Raw genomic sequence first — 20,938 nt, 5'->3', positions numbered from 1 at the left:
TAAAGTCCCCCGCTTCCTTTATCTTATCAAGAGAATCCAGATAACAAAAGGATTTGCATTCTCTATACAAAAAAGCGAGAGCTAAAAGTCTATTTGACCTTTTGGCTCTCGCTTGAAAACTTAGTTAATTATTCCCTTTTATTGTAACAAGTACGTATGATCGAAGGTAATTTCCACTTTATAACGACCAATTTTTTCATAAACTTGCCGCTGAATTTCCACACCCAGTTCAAATTCAGATAATTTTGATTCTGTAGGCAAAACCAAGTCGAACAAAATCTTCGGCTCTTCGCCATGGGTAACTAAGCGGATATCATGGACTTTTAAAGACGCGTCAAAAGAACGAATAATCTTTTTGATTGTTTGATGAACAAATTGTTGTGTTGGGTCATACAAATTCACTGGATCAATATGACAAACAAGGTTAACATCCAATTCTTCTTTAAACTTCGCTTCAATCGCATCGATTGTCTGATGGGCTTTATTTAAATCCCAGCGATCATCAATTTCAATGTGAACAGACGCAAACGTTTGGCTAGGACCATAATTATGAATCAGTAAATCGTGATACCCTACAATTGTTTCCATTTTTGATAAGACATTCTTCATTTCATCAATTTCTGTTTGGCTCGGACGCATGCCCATCAACTCATTAATAAATTCGCGAATTAACTGCAAGCCACTATAAATAATATATGCAGCAATTAAAAAACCAATATATCCATCAATTCGCAAACCAGTGACGCCTTCAATAAATGCAGAAACCAAAACAGCTAATGTAGTATAAACATCATTAAAGCTATCCTTAGCAGAAGCAACTAATGCTTGAGAATCAATTTTTGCTGATACTTTTTTGTAAAACAGCCCTTGCCAAATTTTAATCCCAATTGATAAAGCTAAAACAGCAAATAAAATGGGTGTCACCTTGATTGATTCTGGATGCAGGATGCGATCAACGGAGGTCGTTAGAAACTCAAACCCAATAAACGTAATCACTAATGATACAAGCATTCCACTAATATATTCAAAACGTTCATGGCCATAGGGATGTTCTTTATCTGCTGGCTTACCAGCAATATAAAAACCGACTAATGTTAAAACAGATGAAATAGTATCGGACAAACTATTAATGGCATCTGCCATGATTGAAACACTACCTGAAAGCAAGCCAATCATAAATTTACTAACGAATAAAAATAAATTAGAAACAAGCCCAATCCGCCCGGCAAAAGCACCGAATGCTGTTCGTTTTTCCAATTTACGACGTTCAATTTTTTTCTCATATCGTTGAAGCAATGCTTGAATCATTTTACAACCCCTACCCACTTTTTATTTCTTAAAAAAATACTATAAAACCTTTTTATGTATTTGTACACAAAAAACCTCACTTTCTGAGGGAGATTTTATTATTTAGCATTGCCAAAAAGTCAAAAGCAAGAGCCCCCAAAACTTCTTTGTTAGGGTTGCCTTGAAAATAAAGAAAAACAAAAAGCTGAAAACGCTAGAGACGTTTTCAGCTTTTTGTTTTTTAATGGAATAAATGGCTCTTTTGTGCTAAAGCCGCAAATTTTTTCGATCTGTGTTCCAGATGTGGATAAAGAATTGCGCCGCCAATACTAAAGACGACTGAAATCCCCACCATAATCCAAATTGCAAACCAAGCATTTGGCCAGTAAATGCCTCCTGCTGATTCCCTTAGCAAGTTCACGGCATGCGTAAACGGCAAGAACGGATTAATCATTTGGAAGAATTTACCTGAGACTTGAATTGGGTAGTTCCCACCCCCACCAGAGATGGATAGTACCAAGATTATTATCGCAATTCCTTTCCCTACATTGCCAAAGAGAGCAACGAGCACATAAACCATTATCATAAACGTAATGGCAATCAATACCGCAAACCAGACGCTATACGCTGGATTACGAACATCTACGCCTAACGCAAAATAATTACCTAAGGTTACAATCAGTGCTTGACCAATCCCCATGACAATGAAGGTAAACATCCGTGCTGAAAATTGTTCCCGTTTAGAGAAGCGTTTTTTATCTTTTCCTTCGAGATAAACATCCGTTGTCGCAACACTTGAGAATAACACAGCGCCAACCCATAAACACAAAGCTGTATAGAATGGCGTACTTGCCGAACCATTATTAGCAATCGGATAAACAGCATGTTCTTTGACTTCAACTGGTTGTGTAAAGAAGTCACTTTCTTTATTGGCATCTAATTTTAGTAATTTAAGAATTTCGCCTAAGTCAACTTCTTTTTCACCTTTACGGATTGCATTCGCTGCTTTGTGTAATCCTGTTTTGATATTTGGCCAATCATTAATAATCAGCTCGTTGGCTTTGTCTAAGGCCGCTTCAACATCTGGCATTTTCTCATTGACTGTTTTCAAGGTATTCGTTAAATCTTTTCGGATACCTGGATAGTCATTTTGCATAAAGGCTGCCGCTTTGCTGACTTTGTCTTGAATGACTGGTAAATCATTTTTATACAAATCAGCACCACGATTAATGCCATTGACAATGGTTTCCATATTGCCATTCAACATCGTATTCGCATCATGAATTTCTTGTTTAATTGCCGGCATTTCGGCTTGATATTTTTCTAATAAAGAAATCGCATTAGTGACCGTTTGACTTGTTGAGCTCAATAATCCTTCAAAGTCAATTTGTTGCGCTTTGTTTAGTTGACCTTGAGCGTTTTGGATGGTAGCAATTAATTTACTTGTGACTGTATTAACAGTGTTACTAATTTCATCTGCTTTAATTGCTCCAGCTATCCCAGCAATATTTTTCGCTGCTGCATCAATTTCGTCTAGCAATTTCTTTGCACTTTGTAAATCATTATTCTGTACATAGTTATTTAGTTCATTTAATCGATTACTAAAATCTCCTAATAAAGTACTTAAATTAGTAAGTTGACGAATAGTCTCATCTAAGTCATGATTACCGGCATTTTCTTGAATCTTTTGCATAAATTCTATAAGATTACTAATTGCTTGCTGTTGCCGTTGGATATTAGTTGTGAAATCTTGTACTACTTCATTAATATGTTGTTTTTCTTCTGGCGTTAACTGTCCATCATCTAACGCTTGACGAATAGTCGCGACTACAGAAGTTGTTGTTGTAGCGACTTGCTGGATAGATTTCAAAGTCACTTCAACGCTATTCGTAATGCTTGGTAACGCCTCTTGCAATTTATTGGCGCCATCTAATGTGACATTCCCTAAATCATTGGCTTGATCACCTAGTTTACGAATATCTGGTAACGCCGTTTGGACTTGTTGAATGATTTCTAATCCTTGTTTTGCTTCTTGGATTCCTTCGCTCATTGTTTGTTCCACAGAGGCAAAGTCTTCATCAATCATAGCAATTTGTCGGCCAGCGTTTTGAATTTCTGGAATTTTGTCTTGTAACGTCAAAATAACACTAGCTTGTTCTTTGATGCTTGGCATTTTGCCATTTAGCTCAACAATCTTCTCTCCTAAAGCATCAACTTCAGGTAAATATTTCATCGCATCGTTGGCTTTCGCTAATTTTTCTTTTAGCTCAGGCATCTTACCATGTAAGTCTGTGACTTGTTTTGCGTACGTATCAATGGTTCCAATGTTGGCATCTGTATCTAAAATCATGCTCTTAACTTTTTGAATGCTAACCATGTTTTTATCAATATCATAGCCAATATCATTGAATGTTTTGATTAACGTACTACTTGCCGTTTTGATGAATTCTTCCGAAATTTGTGACTGAATGGAAGAAGCGCCTTTTGACGTAATTTTCGGCGCAATTGCATTAATTTTTTCGTTAATTGAGTATTCAATTTTAGGTTTATTGATATCACCAGAAGTAAAACTTAGCAAATCTTTGGAAAAATCTTTAGGTAAATAAATCCCGGCAAAATATTTTCCTGATTGGACTCCTTTGTCTAATTCCTTTTTCGAATCAACAAAACGCCAACCCAATTGCTTGTTTTTCTTCAAGTTTTTCAAGACTTCATCACCAATATTGACCGATTTATCTTGAAAAGTTGCTGTTTGGTCATCACTATAGACCGCTATTGGTAACTCTCCTGTATTTGAATACGGATCCCATAGTGCTTTAATGTTAAACCATGCATATAATGATGGAATAATCATTAAGGCAACAATCAAAAATGTTGCTACTGGGTTTTTAAAAATTCTTTTCCAATCTAAAATAAATAGTTCCCATGTATTTTTTATATGTTTCATAAAATCACCTGCTTTTTTTTGTGCCTGAATAACTTTAGCATAAAATACAAGAGAATAACAAACAAAAGCTTGAATGTTACGACACATTTTTAAAATGTCGTAAGTTCAAGCTAAGATTGTTTATTTCATATTTTTAGAAAATTCCGAAACGACTTGTTTAACTTCATCAATGGCTTCTGGTTTTAAATAAGCCAAAAGTTTTGGTGCTTTTGTCATCAAGTACATTTTATCTAATTTGCCTGTTTGTTGGCGTTCAAACATTTCTGCAAGTAGCGCTTGCATTTTTTCTTTTTTATCTTCTTTTGTTCGATCTAGTATGAACGTTAAGAATTGTTCTTGTCCTTCTTTCATTCCCTATCCCTCCTTACAAACAGATTCTTTTCTATTATAAAACTTCTTTTTTAGAAAGGATAGTCTTTTTTTTAGGATCTATGATTTTGTGTACAGACTTAGCATGTCTTTTTTGGCGGATAAAGGTAAGCCGAGTCCCTCTTTTAAATAGCCCTCTACCGAACCAAATTCTTTTTCAATCGCCTGTAAAGCGGTCGCTAAGTACTCTTTTTTCACATAAAGCAGCGTTTCTAATTGTTGAATTTCTGCTGGAGGCGTTCCATTTGCTTGATATTGCGCAATAATTTGCTCGTTAGCGGTTTTTCTTTGCTCGTTCGTCTTTAAATAATCTTCTAAAATATATGAATGTTCCACACCTAAAGCACTTAATATCAAGGCTGCACCGATTCCTGTTCGATCTTTTCCTGCGAAACAATGAAATAAAATAGCTTCCTGTGGATAACTTAAAAAGTTTTCAAAAAATGTTTGGTAACCTTTGCGGCCCGAATTGGAAAGAACCATCTCTTTATAAGCCATGTCCATTGCTGCATCGGGTGAACCAACCGTTTTAAGCATTCCTTCTAATGAAGCGGTCTGTGCCTGAATATCGGCCAAAATATCTATATGTAAATAGTTGGTTCCTTGAATTGAATCATCTGGTCGTTCTTGCGTTTCTGCTGCACTTCTAAAATCATAGATTCGTTTAATTTGATAGTCCTCTACCAGTTTCTGTTGATCCGCTTGTGCAACATTGACGAGTTCACCACTCCGAAAAAAATGCCCTGTCTTGACAACTGTACCTTGTTGCGTTGGAAATCCTCCAATATCTCTAAAATTCACTACGCTGTTCATATTCTGTCGCTCCTTCATTTTAATTATTTTGTTGTCATTTAAATACTTTGTTTTTTCTTTTTATTTCTTTTTCTCAATGATAATAAAAAACACTTCAAAAAACAATCTTTTTATCAGTTGTTTATTGCCATTTTATCATAGATGCAGTATTCTTAAAAGAGAGGTGAGCAACGATGTTAAAACGAGATTTTTTAGAAAAACCGTATGATTATATGAATGATATTCTATTGTTCCTATATAATAATAAAGGCCAAGCGACACGAAATGAATTAGTAGATTTTTTCAATATTAGTTTACCAACATTGAATGAATATCTTTCTTTTTTAGAACAATTTTTGAAAGAAGAGCAACTCCAAGAAAGCCTCACCATGACTGTACTAGGTGATACCCTTTATCTAAATAAAGCGCCAACCTTTTCCATGAAAGCAATGATCATGTTGTTCTTGAATAAATCTATTAAGTTTCACATGGTTCAGCAACTCTTTCATAAAAATAAAATAAATGGCGGGTATTTTCAACAGAATTATGCCATCAGCTCTGCTACCTATTATCGAAAAATTGTTGAATTAAATGACTTACTCAATGAGTTTAATTTATGTATCAAACGAGGAAAACTTATCGGCGAAGAAAAACAAATTCGCTTTTTCTTTTTTAATTTTTTCTGGTTTATCTTTGAAGAAAAAACAGATTTAGAAAAAGAACTGGCCAATCAATACCTAGGATTAATCGAGATATTACAAGAAATCCCCAGAATTACCTTTGACCATACAGAAATTCTCCAAATTAAACTTTGGATGAAAATTTCTTTTCGTCGCATGGTTTTAGAACCCCTGCCAACGATTAGTCCACATGATGTCCAACTCGATCGACCTTTATTTGAAGAAATTAAATTATCTATACATACATATATGAAAAGAATCGACCGTCCATATACAATCAATGAAGCCTATATGTTTTATGACTTTTTTTGTTCCATGCATAATTATTCTGCGAATGCTGCTTTCGCCTTTCGTTTAGCAAAACAACAACGAATTGAAAAAACGTATCTTAACGAAATGAACCGGGTCATTTTAACGTACCTTAAAGCACGTGGTTATTTATCCCATTACGTGCTGCCTATTCGGCTACTTTATATTGAAAATTTACTTTTCCAATTACATGCGCAACTCTACTATTTTTCAGGATTTATTTTACCCTTTGATTATTGGACGATTCAGTCACTTTTGAAAGTCTTACGTCATCCTTTTAGTGAAAGTGAAGTTTACGAATTAGTGGAAATCGCTACAACGAACTTTGCCACAGAAGCCACTATTTCTAAATACCAAAATCAATTTACTGAAATTAATTATACGCTTATTTTGAATCACATTGCTGAATTAAATGAAAAAAAATAACGATTGGTGTTTATCACTCACTGAGCAGTGCCTATAGCGAGTTGGTAGCACAAAAAATACAACAGAGTATCGCTGGAAAATATCCGCTGAAAATTGAGCCTTACAACGCAGAAAACCATTATGATTTGCTTTTAATGAATACCAATAATGAACAGCTCGTTGCCCAGTATGACCATTACTATATTTTTTCGGATATTAGTAATCGTTATGACCTGCAATCAATTGAAAAAATCATTCAATTGTTATTGGGCAAATAATCTCTAAAAAGAAAAGCTTAAGTGCCCTACTCTTAAATGGCTGACTTAAGCTTTTTATTTTACTTTCCCTATTTCCTTAAACGGCGCCATTTTAAACACCACGATTCCTTCAATCGCTTGTATCTCGACAAAGCCGAACGTACGACTATCACTTGAATGCGTACGATTGTCCCCTAAGACAAAGTAATGACCAGCTGGAATCTTCTGAAACAGGCGAAGTTGGGCTGCCGCTTCTTCTGATAAGTCAAAACGACTGGCATTCTCAGGCAGTGCCTCATTATCACTTGCTGTAGGTCCTTCCGAAAGATAAAGTTTTGTCTCGTTTACCCAAATTTGATCACCAGGAACCCCGATAATTCGCTTGACGTACGTACCTGTGCTAGCCAACGGTGCTTTAAATGCAATCACATCGTACCTTGTTACTTGCTTCGTCCGTTGTACTAAGACTCGTTCCCCTGCGTTAAGTGTCGGCTTCATGGATTGCCCAGCAATTGGGTAGCTAGATGTCTTTAACACAAAAAAGAACACAAAAATGGCGAAAAGAATAGCTGGCATAAAAAATTTAACGACTTGGATGCGTTGTTTCTTTTGGTAGGCTTGCCGCTTTTTTTTAATCTCTTCAGCAGTCATTTTTCTTTTCGGTCCTCTTATTGATTGATGGTTATCTGTTTGCTCAAGCAAATATTCCGTTGCTTTGTTAGTCTTTTGCTTTTTTAGCTGATATGTCGCAGGCAACTTTTGCTTCAAGAAGGCGCGCTTAATGTGGCGAATTGTTCGCATAACGGGCTTTATCCATTCTTTCATCGTTTTCTTAAAAGGAAAAGCTTCTTAAATAAACTTTTCCTTTCTTGCTCCTTTTTTCTATTTAACTAATTGCGTTCCTTTTTTAATATAGCTACTACGTAACTGGTTTTCCTTCATAAACTGATTCAATGGTTTCTGCGCATCTTGTGCCAGCTCCCAAATACTTTGATTTACTTCTACAAGATATTCGCTCTTCTCTGTTACTATGTTTTTCCTGATAAGCGGTTGCCTTAGCGACTGCTCTTCCTTTGAGACAGCAGCAGCCTGTAATCGTTCTGCAGAGCCACTTAGTGTAACAGCTAAAAAAAGGACCCCAAGACAATGTAGTTTCCTTGCTCCCGTTAACTTTTTACTGACCATTTTATTAATAGTTATCTTGTTCAAGACGTGTCAGTTTAGTTAAGCGTTCCTCTAATTCGCGATAAATCTCAAGTACTTCTACTTTTGATGCTTCGACTTCATTCGAAATACTTTTCGCTCGATTACCAATATTTAACATTTCTAATTCTGCAGAATTGATTAGGTGTTTTGCTTCTACTTTCGCTTCATTAACAATCCGATTGGCTTCTTTTTTGGCAGAAACCATCACTTCGCCAATTTCTTGTTGCGATTTTAAAGCCTCTTCTTGTAATTGCTGATTTTTCATTAATAAATCGTTAATTTGCTGTTTTGCGCGTAGCAGTTCTGTTAACTGCTCACTACTCGGTTCAATATTTTTTGAAACGGCTTGTAGTGTCTTCAATTCTTTTTGAACTTGTTCTAAATTGTCTTCTTTGGCCTCTACTTCTTTTCTTAGAGCAGCTAATTCTCCTTGGTAAACTTGCTTTTCAGCAAGATGTTTGTCATTGACACCTTGTAGTCGACCTAGTTTTACTTCTGCTTCATTTTTTTGTTGTAAACTATTTTGAAGCTCATTCTTTAGCTCCTCCATGCGCTGTTTCACAATCACTTCTTGTTGGGCAGCCTCTTGTAAGGCTTGTTTTTCGGCTTCTACTTTTTGTAATTGTACAGTTAGTTTTTCAATTTGTTCCTGCAATGCTTGTTGAGTCGTTGTACTTTCTTCTAATTCTGTCGTTAACGTTTCTACTTGCTTTTCCATTCCTGTAATATCCCCTTTTTTCTCCAACTTTCCTTTTTCTTCTGCTAACTGGTTGTGTAATGTCTGGATATGTTGTTGCTGTTCAGCCGATTCTTTTTCTAATTCTGCCACTTGCTGCGTTAATTCACTTTCTAAACGTTCCATTTGATTATGTACAGTGGTTAATTGTTTTTCTGCATTTTGCAGATTTGTTTGAAGAGCAGTAGCCTCTGTCGTGGTTTCACTGTTCGTTTCCAGTTGCTCTTCCAATTCAAAAATTTCATGTTCTTTTTGATTTAGTGTTTCAAGTAATGCCTGATTTTTTTCTTCTAATGCTTGTTTTTCCGTTTCTTGTTGGTTCTTTAATTGCTCATTTTCTTCTTGAAGTTTTTTAAAGGCTGTTTCTTTTTTCTGATAGTAGGCGAGCCTTTCTCTTAACGTCGCCATTTCTTTTTCCTGTTGTTCTGGTTTGATTCCGCTAATTATTTTTTCTGGTTCGAATCCTGGCTGAAAAAAGACTTCTTTTTCAAGCGTATCATCCGAAATATCTTTAATTTTTTTGATTAAACGTCTTTTTGTCATATATATGTCCTTTCTCTCGTCCTTTTAACTAATCACGACAGGCTCCAAATTTGTTTCAAGTGTCTCACGAGCATACGTATCAATGGATTTGACAAGGGTTTGCTCTTGATCTCGATAAGTAAAATTAAAATCAATCATGGTAATTTCTTTAACTGAATTCAACGCTGCAATAAGTGCTACAATATTGTCTTGGCCTGTTTGAAATTCATGGTAACTTAAGCCAACTGAAAAAACAGACAGTGTCAAGGTTTGTGTTTTTTCACTTCTAATCATTGTGATACTCGTCTCTCCGAGGTAAGGACGCCATTCACGCGCTAATTGTAATTCATAATTCGTCAAGACAGCGGCCGATTCTGCCGAAACAGCTTGCTTCCAGGGAAACTGATTTAAGGCTGTTTTTTTAATCGCTTGTTTTTTTATTTTGTCACCTTGAGTAGCTTGGCCCTGTGCCAAACGCTCGATCCGTTGTTCCATGCGGATATTTCGTTGATTTAATTGATAATATGTATAAACAATTCCTAACAATAATACGCTAAGTAGACAAACACTAAACAATAAATAAATCATTAAACGACTATTTTTCTGATACTTATAGAAATTTATTTTCCTCTTTAATATCCGGTCCTCTGAATCCAGTTTTTCGACAAGTAATCGCAAATACAATTGATAGCTTACAAATAAAAATAAGCAACTACTCATTAAAAGTACAACAATCATCATACAAATATAATCTCCTTTATGTCATCGCTCGACAATCAAAACTTGTAAAATCACCTGTTACGCTCTTTAAAAACTCTATATAGTATTGATTGTAACATTCCGTTTGAGCCTTGCCAACAACTTTATTTAAAATAAGATGATAAAAATTTGAATTTTATATTTATATTTTAATTTTTTAAATACAAAACAAAAAAACAAGAGAGATGCCACTTGGCTATCTCTCTCGCTTTTACTCAAACTATGTTTAACGAACCGAACTAGATCAGTCGCTTTTAAAAAAATCCAATTAGTCTTTGTTGATTTCATAGTAGCTATCGTTCTTTATGTAGCTGAATTTGCTTTTGCTGGGGCTGAATCGCTACTAAGTCCAACACTGATGCCTAAGGCACGATCAACTTCTTCCATAATATCAAGTCTCAAATGACAAACTTTTTCTTTCAAGCGACCCTTATCGATTGTTCGAATCTGCTCTAAAAGAATCACTGAATCTTTTTCAATGCCCGTTTCATCAGAATTAATCCCGATATGTGTTGGCAATTTTGGCTTTGCCATTTTGGCTGTGATCGCCGCAACGATAATCGTTGGGCTAAAATGATTACCTAAGTTATTTTGGACAACAAGGACAGGTCTGACGCCACCTTGTTCCGAGCCCACTACTGGGGAAAGGTCTGCAAAATAAATATCTCCGCGTTTGACCATAGTGGAACCTCCTATCTAGTTATATTCTCTGGGGATTCTTTGTGAGAAAGTACATGCAACTTCATAATGAATGGTTTCTAATTTTTCGGCTACCATTTGTAACGTATTTTCTTCATTGCCATCTTTTCCAACTAATGTAACGACTGAGCCGACAGGAACTTCTTCTGCTAAACGAATCATACATTGATCCATACACACTCGTCCGACGATTTCGCAACGCTTACCATTCACGAGCACTGTAAATCCTTGGAGATGACGCAACCAGCCATCTGCATAGCCGATTGGCACTGTCCCAATCCATTCTTCAGCTTCAGTTACGTAGGTTTCGCCATAGCCAATCCCTTCACCAGTCGCTAAGCGTTTTACATGGATGAGTTCACTGGTCAACCGTAAGGCCGGCTTTAACGCATAGCTTGGGGCCAGCTTATTACCTGAAGGGTTCAATCCATACATGGCTACTCCATAGCGAATCATGTTTCCTGGCACATCAGGATGCCATAACGCTGTCGCACTATTGCTAACATGGACATACCGTGGTAACTCTTCTAAAACTGCTAGAACAGCCTTAAAACGCCCTGCTTGTTTTTCAAAATAGCTTGTATCGATTTCATCAGCTGTTGAAAAATGAGTAAAAATCCCTTCCCATAAAAATTCTTTGTGGGATTGAACAAACCGCACTGCTTGCTTAGTCTCTTCTGGGGTTAAAAAGCCAATCCGTCCCATGCCAGTATCGACTTTTAAGTGAACACGTAATGGCGTGTTACTCTCAGGCGTTAGTTGTTGAAGAGCAGCTTCTAACCATTCTTGTGTAGCTACCGTTACAGATAAATCATATTGAATCAACAAAGGCACATAAGCTAAGTCTACCACACTCAAAATTAAAATGGGGTCCTGAACACCTGCTTCTCTCAATTCAATTGCTTCATCCAATAAGGCGACACAAAAACCTGTCGCGCCACCTTTTTTCGCCGCTTTAGCGGATTCCACGGCGCCATGCCCATAGCCGTTCGCTTTCACAACCGCAAATAAAGCAGTTCCTTCTGGCAAACGTTGACATTCATTTTGGACATTTTCAGTAATTGCTTGCGTATCGATATGTAACCGTGTAGGACGATGCCATCCAACGACCATTGTACATCCTTCTTTCTTCGTTGCTTCTATTATTCGCTTTCTAAAACAATTTGTGCAATCGCCATAGTATCTGTGTGCGTAATCGAGACAAACACTTTACCATTATGGGGCGAGTTTGCTACGTACGGTGCACCTGTTTTTTCAGTCAGTACCTCAATATCTTGTAAACCAACCTTGCCAATCCCTGTGCCCCATGCTTTAGAAAACGCTTCTTTACAAGCAAAACGACCAGCTAAAAATTCTATTTGACGTTTTGTAGATAACTTTTCAAAAAGGGTCAATTCGTTAGGTGTTAAAACCCGTTGAATAAACGATCCTTGTTTTTCAACAATCGGTTTTATCCGACTTAATTCTACTGCGTCAATACCAATTCCCTTTATCATTTTCCGCCTTACTTCCTATTTAATATAGTTACTCCGAATTACCTTTCATTTTAACAAAATTTCAAAATTTTTCCACTGATTCGCTAAAAAAATAAAGAATGTTTTACAAGATCCTCACACAAATTGAAGTACCATACGTTTTCTTCCTATTTACATTTTTATAAAATTTTTCTGAATTTTTATAAAAGTAAGACAACAACTAAGAAGTATCGGAAAAAAATCAGGAAACTAAGCGGATGTTCTAATATTTTATAGCAAATTTTGGCTACTTATGGGAGAATAAAAAGAAAAAGGAGAAAAACGTATGACTTTAACTTCTCGGCAAAAAAAGTTACTTCGTTGCGCCCTGTTTATTTTTACTTTGTTGCTCTACATATTTCCAATCTTCTTTAAAAATCCCAGCCTATTTTTTCTCTTGCAACTGGTTTGGATTATAACCATTCATTTGCTACAACAAAAACTGAAACTCTTCAATCTAACTTCCTCGTTGAAAACTTGGATAATTTTGGCGTTTTTCTTTTTCTATATCATTTTGATGCCTTTTTTACTTTTTTTAAGTTTTTCTATTTAACGATTATCTACCAAAAAAGAGCGAGTGTTCCGTTCATAGACGGAACACTCGCTCTTTTGATTATTTAGCGTTTTCGCGAATGACGAAACCACGTTTTTTATCGTTATGACGTTTGCCGCCACGTTGATCTTTATTTTTGCGGTCGCTATTTTTGTAATTACGGTCGCCATCTTTATGGTTTTTGTTGCCACGATAGCTGCCACCTTTACCATTGCCACCACGGTTGCGATTACGGTTGTTCCCACCGCCACCACCACGGCCATTTTTGTTAAAGCCTTTTTTATTTGAAGGCAATGGACGTTCTGGGGTAATTTTTACAGGAACCGCATCTGCTGGATCTTTCGCTACTGTTTTTAATAATAACGCAGCTAAGTCTGTCGCTGAATATTTTTCTAATAACGCTTCAGCAGATTCTAGATATTTGTCTAAACCATTTTCTTCTAGATCACTTTCGATGGTTTCAACAGCTGCACTTAATTGTCCTTTAAATGCTTCTTTTTCGGTTGGTGGACGTAATGGTGTCATCCGTTTTTTCGTTAGGTTTTCGATGACATGTAAGTAACCCATTTCGTTTGGTGTTACAAACGTCACAGACATACCGCCTTTACCAGCACGACCTGTCCGACCAATACGGTGAACATAACTTTCTGGATCTTGTGGAATATCGTAGTTATAGACATGGGTGACACCTGAAATATCTAACCCACGTGCTGCTACATCTGTTGCCACTAAGATATCTAAGTTACCATTTTTGAATGAACGTAAAACGCTCATCCGTTTTTGTTGTGATAGGTCGCCATGGATGCCTTCTGCTTTGTAACCACGCGCTTCTAACCCGCGGGCAAGTTCATCAACACGGCGTTTTGTCCGACCAAAGACAATGGTCAATTCTGGGGTTTGCACGTCTAGTAAACGTGTCATAATGTCAAATTTTTCAAAGTCTTTTGAACGTACATAATATTGATCAATTAAATCAGCCGTCATTTCTTTGGCTTTAATCTTCACATGTTCTGGTTGTTTCATGAATTTCACGCCAATATTCTTGATTGCTGGCGGCATAGTTGCTGAAAATAGAAGTGTTTGACGTTGTTCTGGCACTTGTGAGATGATTTTTTCAATGTCTTCCAAGAAGCCCATATTTAACATTTCATCTGCTTCGTCTAAAACTAATGTTTCAACAGTTTCTAATTTCAAGGTACGACGGTTAATATGGTCTAGTAAACGTCCTGGTGTACCTACAACGATATGTGGACGATCTTTTAGTCCACGGATTTGGCGACCGATATCAGCCCCACCGTAAACGGCTTGGACGCGAATCTTTTTATCGCGGCCTAAACGGAATAACTCTTCTTGTGTTTGGATAGCCAACTCACGGGTTGGTGCAATGACTAATCCTTGAATAACGCGGTTGTCTGCGTCAATTTTGTTAAGCATTGGTAAGCCAAAAGCAGCGGTTTTCCCTGTTCCTGTTTGTGCTTGTCCGATTACGTCTTTTCCTGCTAACGCTAACGGAATTGTTTCTGATTGAATAGGGGTTGCTTCCTCGAAGCCTGCGCGTTCTACCGCTGATAATAATTCTGGCGCTAAACCAAGTTCTTTAAATTTCAAATGATATCCTCCTAGATTTTGTTTCGGAAAGAACGATTTCTTCCTAGTTTCAGGTGTCTTCACTTTCAGTTGTTAAAAAGAAATCCATTATAGTGTGCCAACTATTTCTTCTTTCCTGATTTCACCGAAAAATTCACCTTATGGCATTAGAAAAGCCAAACGTGGTCGTTCAGCTTCACATTTATTATTAAACATAGAAATAGATCTATTTTATTTACTACGATTCAATTTTTCTCGTCATCTTCCGGCAATAGGTCATTCTATCATAGAATCCCATTTTCAGCAAGTTTTATGAAACTTATTTACTTTTCCAAAAGTGCATCGATGACTTCACGAAGTCCCATCCCGTTACTTCCCTTTAAAACCACCATGTCTTCTGGCTGTAAAACTTTTTTGACAGCTTCAATCAACTCATTTTTTTCTTCTTTTTTAAAAGAATGAATGTTAGCTGGTGCATAGGTTTCTTGCAATTTATCAGCTAAATAAGCCATTTCAGAACCATATAAAAAGACTTCTTCAATCGCATCTGGGGCTAAATGCTGCGCCATTGCTTGATGCATGGCAGCAGAATCAGGACCTAATTCCAGCATGTCTCCTAAAACAGCAATTCGTTTTCCTACTTTGGACATTTTGCTAAAACTGTCCAGAACAAGACCCATAGCTGTCGGATTGGCATTGTACACGTCACTTAAAATTTCGGCACCATTCGCTGCTTTCAGCCATTCTGTCCGATTCTTTGTTAGTTCCGCTGTAGCCAACCCTTTTTGAATCTCACTATCCGTTAATTGGAAATACCGACCAATGCCAATTGCGATTAATGCATTGGTGACATTATAGGTTCCTGGCACTGGAATCGTAAACGTCATTTGTGTATCACTGATTTTGAATGAGGTTTGCTCTTTGGCTTCATTTGTGACGATTCCTTGAAGTTGACTTTCCTGGCTAAAACCAAAAGTAATCACTTGTTGCGTGACTTTTTCCACCAATGGTTCTAGCAAAGGTTCATCGCTTGGCACAAATAAACTACCGTCTTTGGCTAAACCATCTACGATTTCCATTTTTGCTTGTGCAATGCCTGCTCGTGAGCCTAAATTTTCCACATGGGCTTCGCCAATCATTGTGATGGCGGCAACTTCTGGCTGAGCCAGATTGGAAAGGAAAGAAATTTCCTGAGCGTGATCCATACCCATTTCTAAAATCAGTTTTTCTGTTTCATCAGGCATGTGTAAAATAGTATAGGGTAAGCCAATTTGATTATTGTAATTGCCTTGCGTTTTGTAAGTCACAAACTTTTCAGATAACACAGCAGCAATTAAATCTTTAGTGGTGGTTTTTCCATTACTGCCAGTCACAGCGATGACATTCGGTTGCATTTTATTTAAATAATAGGTAGCTAATTTTTGCATAGCAACCAGTGGATCAGTAACATGCAAAACAGGCAATTGTTGCGGTGCATCGACTAAATCCTGTCCCCAAAAAGCGGCTTGACAGCCATTAGCCATGGCACTCTCAATAAAACGATGACCATCATTTTCACCTTGTAAAGGAACAAAGAGATTTCCTTTCACAATTTTACGACTATCAAATTCAATGCCTGTTAAAGGAAAATCAGGCCATTGTTGCCAATCATTACTGGCTTCAACCGCTTGCGCTACTTCCCAGAAGGTTAATTTCATTATGTTTTGCTCCTCTGACACAGGGACTGGGACATGCCAAAGTCTTGTCATGTCCCAGTCTTGTGTGATTTTTTCTTCTTAGTTATTATAAAATTCTTGGCGTTGTTTAAAACGATTCAAAGCTAACTGAATCAATTCCTCAATTAAATCACTGTATTTCAAGCCCATATTTTCCCATAGTAAAGGATACATACTAAAGTCAGTAAAACCAGGCATGGTGTTCAATTCATTCAGGAATAATTCGTTTTTGCTTGTTAAGAAGAAATCACAGCGACTTAAGCCACTTCCATCTAACATAATATACGCTTTTTTAGCGTATTCTTGTGCTTGATGGGCTACTTCTTCTGGAACATGCGCTGGGATTTGCATTTCAATCGTGTTATTGATGTATTTTGCATCATAATCATAGAAAGCGACATCTTTCACCACTTCACCAGGTAAAGTCGTACGGACATCTTCATTTCCTAAAATGGCTACTTCAATTTCACGTGCTTCAATCCCTTGTTCAACAATTGCTCGGGCATCATAACGGAAAGCTTCTTCCAATGCTTCTTGCAATTCTTCACGATTTTCCGCTTTGCTAATTCCGACACTAGAACCCATATTGGCAGGTTTAACAAAGACCGGATAAATTAAAGAACCTTCACATTTCTCAAAGACTTCTTTTGGATTTCCTTTCCAATCACTTCTTAAAACTGGCACGAATGGTACTTGTGGAATGCCAACAGTTTGTAAAAGATATTTCGTCATGATTTTGTCCATTGCGTTAGCACTAGCTAAGACACCTGCGCCTACATAAGGCATATTAATGGTTTCCATGAATCCTTGAATTGTTCCATCTTCACCATTTGGCCCATGTAAAACAGGGAAAACAATCGCTTCTTCTTCATAAATTTCCGAAGGACTGATTCGTTTTCCTGAAAATTCGCCTGTTTCTTCAGGTGTTTGTGCCCAAGTTAAATGTAAAACTTCTTTATTTTGTGGTCGTTCAGATAAGAGAGGGCCTTTTACCCATTGACCATCTTTACTAATAAAGACTAACTGTACTTGATAATATTTATAATAGATTGCATTTAAAACGGAATATGCAGACAAAACAGACACATCGTGCTCTTCACTTCTGCCGCCATACAACAAAATAATCTTCAAATGCTTGTCCTCCTAGTTTCTTTCCTGTCTTTTAGAAAAAATTATTTTTCAAATTATCCTTACTTATTTTAGCATAAAACCCAGTTTCATAATAGAAGCAAATTTAGTGAAGGCAAAATTCTTTGCTTGCCTTTTCCTTGCTAAAGACTCCGTTCCACCAGCTCAATAAGTGCTTGTTTAAACGTTGTTCTATCTTTGTCTGTAAAAGGTTTAGGTCCTTTCGTTCGGCCACCTTTTCGCCGAATTTGGCCACTAAAATAGCGTTGTTCTAACAAGCCATCAATATTTTCTTTCGTATATTGATAACCCAGTTGATGTAAAACTGACACTCCCTTTGGCAAAACCAAGGAAGCTAAGCCATAATCTTGTGTAATTAAAAGATCCCCTTTTTTTATTAACTGCACAATTTTAAAATCAGCAGCATCCGCTCCTTTATCAACATACACAAAAGAGACATTTTCTGGATAATCTTTTAAGGAATAATGATCTACACTAGTAACAATCACCACATCCAAAGCTTTCTCTACAGCGACTTCAATAACCGTCTCTTTCACAGGTGAACCATCGCCATCGACAAAAATTTTCATTCATTTCCCTCGATTCTTCCTTGCTCTAACCATTTGGGATGACGTTGAAAGTAGTGTTGTAATTCGTCAAAAACGACTTCTTTAACCACTTCATATAACTCTGTATTTCTTAAAATGGTTTTCGTTGCATCCGTGTAGCGGGGCTTTGGTATCGTAATGGCTAAAACAAAATCAAATTCTGCTAAAAAACTATCTGCTGTCACAGATAATGAGTAATGTTGCTCCTCTAAAAATTGATTGAAGGCGGCCACTACGCCATCAAGAAAGCCCTCATAGTGGGTTCCACCAAGACTGGGATAATGCCCATTAACAAATGTTTTTTGCACTTGCGGCGCATGATTTTTACTCAAAATAAATTGAACAAGGGCCAATTCTGTTTGCTTGGCTTGAATAATCGGTGCGGCTTTTCTAGTTAATGGGTTATCTTTTTCAAATAAATAATTACTTAAACCTTTAGGGTAATAACAAAGATTTTTTTGTTCCTCTTCTTGTGTTAAGAGAATCTTTAAGCCTGGATTCAACATGGCAATCTGTTGACATTGTTGTAAAACACGCATATAAGAAAGTGATTCTGTACCAAAAATTTGCGTATCTGGCCAAAATAAGACTTCAATTCGTTCCTGGGTTTCTTCAATAGGTAATAATAATCGTTTTTTCAATTGCCCTTGATGATAAATAAAAATAGTCCGCTGTTTTTCTTGATCGATACTGATTCCTACTTGTTTTGAGAAGGCTTGTAAAACAGATAAATACAGAAAAGGTGGTTCTAAATCGACTTGCTTTTGTTCAAAAACAAGCGGTCGTGTGGAAGATACCTGAAAAGAGATTTGTTGACGCGATAACTGTATAGCAATTTTCCCTTGATTCTTTTCAATGAAAAACTCTAATAAACCGTTAATTGTCTGAACAAGTAAATTCTCTAAGCCGACTAAGCCAGTCGTTCCAATGAACGCTTCTGGTCGTTTTTGAATCCGTTCAATAAATTCATCATTTTCTAAAACTGTTAAAAGATGTGCAACACTCATCCTGCTGCCTCCTTTGCAATCTGTTTCTTTTAATTATAATGAAAAAAAGACCAGAAGAAAAGCCACACACGACTTTTCTTCTGGTTTTCTTCTTTAACGAATTAAATCAATATTCGGATGCTCAAGAACGTGATTCACTTGTTTGACCGTTGTCAAAGGAATATCTCCTTGAATCGTATGTGCAAGGACCCCATTGACTGTGGCAAAGGTAACTGCCTTTTCTAACGACCAATTTTGGCTATAGCCATATAAAATCCCCGCCGCATAAGCATCACCAGCACCAATTCGATCAAGATTAAGAAGCGGTCTTTTTTCACTCTGTTGGTACTCATTTTGGGTATATAAATACCCACTTAAGTAGTTTTGATTTTGGGAATGACTTCTCGTTGTCCCAGCAAACCATTCCAAATTGTATTGAGACATGAAACGCTGAATCAGTTCAGTTTCTTGTGCCTCACCTTCTAAATCTTCTCGCGGAATGAAACCCAATAGCTCGACCAAATCACGTCGACTGCCAAAAACAATATCACAATAAGGTAAAATGCGTTCGTACTGTTGACGCATAAAGAGTGCGCTATTTGCTGTATTCAAACTAGGTCGATAATTAAAGTCAAAACAAACTTTCTTTTGATAGGCATGCGCCTTTTGAGCAAGTATCAAAGCAGCATCACGAGTTTTTTCAGTTAAACTTAACGAAATACCACAAATATGCACCATATCTACTTCCGCTAAAAAGGCCTCAAAATCGTAGTCCTTCGCCTCGCTGATGCCAAAAGCACTCTGATGGCGATTTTGATAAGTTACTTGTGTGGGGCGGATTCCATAACCCATTTCTGCAAAAAAACTACCAATATGATCGCCCTTTTCTCCTACCCATTGATCTGAAATTCCTAACTTCCTTAGCGCTGCTTTGCCAGCTTCACCAAGACGATTGGTAGGTAATTTCGTAATCAATGCTGTTTCTAGTTGAAAATGAGCCAAATTTGCTAAGAGATTTACGCCAGTCCCTACAAAGTTCATTCTTAACTGCTCTGTTTGTTCTAACATTAGATACTCTGGCGGAGTGAAACGAAGCATGACTTCACCAAACGCAGCAATTTTCATCTTTGCCACCTACTTATTCAATGTGTTTTTCATCATGGTTAGTAACGTTTTCACGTCTTCTGTTCTAGTGTCCCCTGTTTCTTGATCGATAATTGAGCTGTAGACATGAGGAATGATTTTTTTAACGCCGGCATCCACCGCAATCTGAACAATTTCTTCAAAGTTTTCTAAATCAATGCCTCCTGTTGGCTCTAAATAAAAGTCATACTTGGCACAAGCTGCTGCTACTGCTTGGTATTCTTCTTTGTGAGCCAAGCCTTTCATCGGGAAATATTTAATGGAACTGCCCCCCATGTCTTTCAACAATTTGATGGCGGTTTCGATAGGCACTTCCGCCGCTGGCGCACCAGAGCTTAACGGACCTGTCGCAATGTTGACATAGCCAACTTTGCCTGTGGGTGAAACCAAGCCATTAATCACTGTTTCGTCTTGACGAAGTAAGGCCCGCGAAGCGCCGACACCTGTGAAGACTTGGTTCACGTGTTGCGGTTGTAGAACTTCTGATAAGCGAGCCACCATTTGACTTTGATTAGGATCGCCAGCCCCCAAGCCGACAGATAAAGCGTTGTTGGTTGCTGCTTGGTATTTTTTCATATCGTCAATGGCTGCTTCATCGGTTTCATAGTTTTTTGAAAGGACGCCTAACACAACATGCCCTTCTGCTGCTTCATAACAGGCTTGGGCATTTTCTACTGAATTGGCTAAGACGTTTAAACAAATGCGTTCTTCTAAATAATTAGGTTTTAATGACATG

At 37.2% G+C, this 20,938-nt stretch carries 19 protein-coding genes and 1 pseudogene; 2 read left to right on the top strand and 18 right to left on the bottom strand.

Going from position 1 to position 20,938, the window contains the following annotated elements; translation table 11 throughout:
- Positions 1-138 precede the first annotated feature (138 nt).
- The 4 genes from IGL93_RS03080 to IGL93_RS03065 form a co-directional block, all read right to left on the bottom strand.
- Positions 139-1,308 (bottom strand): cation diffusion facilitator family transporter, encoded by a 1,170-nt coding sequence (locus IGL93_RS03080; RefSeq protein WP_002391646.1) that lies wholly within the window; start codon positions 1,306-1,308, stop codon positions 139-141.
- A 220-nt stretch (positions 1,309-1,528) separates the two neighbouring features.
- A complete protein-coding gene (locus tag IGL93_RS03075) occupies positions 1,529-4,234 on the bottom strand; it encodes a YhgE/Pip domain-containing protein (protein ID WP_010713838.1) in 2,706 nt (901 codons plus the stop codon).
- Between the two features lie 120 nt (positions 4,235-4,354).
- Positions 4,355-4,585 carry a hypothetical protein gene (locus IGL93_RS03070; protein ID WP_002355737.1) on the bottom strand — a complete coding sequence of 77 codons (231 nt, stop codon included), beginning with the start codon at positions 4,583-4,585 and terminating at the stop codon, positions 4,355-4,357.
- A gap of 78 nt (positions 4,586-4,663) precedes the next feature.
- A complete protein-coding gene (locus IGL93_RS03065; RefSeq protein WP_010775659.1) occupies positions 4,664-5,416 on the bottom strand; it encodes a tyrosine-protein phosphatase in 753 nt (250 codons plus the stop codon).
- A 173-nt stretch (positions 5,417-5,589) separates the two neighbouring features.
- On the opposite strand from IGL93_RS03065, the pseudogene IGL93_RS03060 reads away from it, so the two are divergent.
- Positions 5,590-7,067: pseudogene (locus IGL93_RS03060) on the top strand (helix-turn-helix domain-containing protein).
- 54 nt (positions 7,068-7,121) lie between these two features.
- On the opposite strand, the gene lepB reads toward IGL93_RS03060, so the two are convergent.
- The 7 genes from lepB to acpS form a co-directional block, all read right to left on the bottom strand.
- Positions 7,122-7,871 (bottom strand): signal peptidase I, encoded by a 750-nt coding sequence (lepB, locus tag IGL93_RS03055; RefSeq protein ID WP_016618063.1) that lies wholly within the window; start codon positions 7,869-7,871, stop codon positions 7,122-7,124.
- A 57-nt stretch (positions 7,872-7,928) separates the two neighbouring features.
- Positions 7,929-8,255, bottom strand: a complete 327-nt coding sequence (locus IGL93_RS03050; RefSeq protein ID WP_025192659.1) for a hypothetical protein — start codon at positions 8,253-8,255, stop codon at positions 7,929-7,931.
- Positions 8,236-9,531, bottom strand: coding sequence for a hypothetical protein (locus tag IGL93_RS03045; protein WP_010775656.1), 1,296 nt, complete (start codon positions 9,529-9,531; stop codon positions 8,236-8,238). Before IGL93_RS03045 ends, IGL93_RS03050 begins: the two co-directional genes overlap by 20 nt.
- A gap of 24 nt (positions 9,532-9,555) precedes the next feature.
- Positions 9,556-10,251: a hypothetical protein gene (locus IGL93_RS03040; protein WP_010775655.1), complete on the bottom strand. Its 696-nt coding sequence runs from the start codon at positions 10,249-10,251 to the stop codon at positions 9,556-9,558.
- 321 nt (positions 10,252-10,572) lie between these two features.
- The gene (locus IGL93_RS03035; protein ID WP_002355729.1) at positions 10,573-10,950 is read right to left on the bottom strand and encodes a type II toxin-antitoxin system PemK/MazF family toxin; all 378 of its coding nucleotides are present in this window, start codon (positions 10,948-10,950) and stop codon (positions 10,573-10,575) included.
- Between the two features lie 15 nt (positions 10,951-10,965).
- Positions 10,966-12,081 carry an alanine racemase gene (alr, locus tag IGL93_RS03030; protein ID WP_010775654.1) on the bottom strand — a complete coding sequence of 372 codons (1,116 nt, stop codon included), beginning with the start codon at positions 12,079-12,081 and terminating at the stop codon, positions 10,966-10,968.
- A 29-nt stretch (positions 12,082-12,110) separates the two neighbouring features.
- A complete protein-coding gene (gene acpS / locus IGL93_RS03025) occupies positions 12,111-12,464 on the bottom strand; it encodes a holo-ACP synthase (protein WP_002355727.1) in 354 nt (117 codons plus the stop codon).
- A gap of 304 nt (positions 12,465-12,768) precedes the next feature.
- Here acpS and IGL93_RS03020 point away from each other — a divergent pair, with 304 nt between their 5' ends.
- The gene (locus IGL93_RS03020; RefSeq protein WP_016618066.1) at positions 12,769-13,035 is read left to right on the top strand and encodes a hypothetical protein; all 267 of its coding nucleotides are present in this window, start codon (positions 12,769-12,771) and stop codon (positions 13,033-13,035) included.
- Positions 13,036-13,095: 60 nt separating this feature from the next.
- Here IGL93_RS03020 and cshA read toward each other — a convergent pair whose 3' ends face one another.
- From cshA to dagF, 7 genes are all read right to left on the bottom strand, one after another.
- On the bottom strand, positions 13,096-14,643 hold the full coding sequence (cshA, locus tag IGL93_RS03015) for a degradosome RNA helicase CshA (protein ID WP_002355724.1): 1,548 nt from the start codon (positions 14,641-14,643) through the stop codon (positions 13,096-13,098).
- Positions 14,644-14,945: 302 nt separating this feature from the next.
- Positions 14,946-16,319 carry a UDP-N-acetylmuramoyl-tripeptide--D-alanyl-D-alanine ligase gene (locus IGL93_RS03010; protein WP_002355722.1) on the bottom strand — a complete coding sequence of 458 codons (1,374 nt, stop codon included), beginning with the start codon at positions 16,317-16,319 and terminating at the stop codon, positions 14,946-14,948.
- A 78-nt stretch (positions 16,320-16,397) separates the two neighbouring features.
- Positions 16,398-17,468 (bottom strand): D-alanine--D-alanine ligase, encoded by a 1,071-nt coding sequence (locus tag IGL93_RS03005; RefSeq protein ID WP_002355721.1) that lies wholly within the window; start codon positions 17,466-17,468, stop codon positions 16,398-16,400.
- Between the two features lie 140 nt (positions 17,469-17,608).
- Positions 17,609-18,055: a YaiI/YqxD family protein gene (locus IGL93_RS03000; RefSeq protein WP_010775653.1), complete on the bottom strand. Its 447-nt coding sequence runs from the start codon at positions 18,053-18,055 to the stop codon at positions 17,609-17,611.
- The gene (locus IGL93_RS02995) at positions 18,052-19,080 is read right to left on the bottom strand and encodes a hypothetical protein (RefSeq protein WP_002363239.1); all 1,029 of its coding nucleotides are present in this window, start codon (positions 19,078-19,080) and stop codon (positions 18,052-18,054) included. The genes IGL93_RS03000 and IGL93_RS02995 overlap by 4 nt, the downstream gene beginning before the upstream one ends.
- A gap of 93 nt (positions 19,081-19,173) precedes the next feature.
- Entirely contained in the window at positions 19,174-20,184 is a 1,011-nt protein-coding gene (locus IGL93_RS02990; protein ID WP_284954696.1) for a sugar kinase, read from the bottom strand.
- 9 nt (positions 20,185-20,193) lie between these two features.
- Positions 20,194-20,937, bottom strand: a complete 744-nt coding sequence (dagF, locus tag IGL93_RS02985) for a 2-dehydro-3-deoxy-phosphogluconate aldolase (RefSeq protein WP_002361094.1) — start codon at positions 20,935-20,937, stop codon at positions 20,194-20,196.
- Position 20,938 lies beyond the last annotated feature (1 nt).

Origin of the sequence: Enterococcus sp. DIV1328a (assembly GCF_050536905.1) — a bacterium.
GTDB classification, from domain to species: domain Bacteria; phylum Bacillota; class Bacilli; order Lactobacillales; family Enterococcaceae; genus Enterococcus; species Enterococcus faecalis.
The sequence above is the reverse complement of the archived record's forward strand: the minus strand, read 5'-3'. Positions and strand labels throughout refer to the sequence as shown.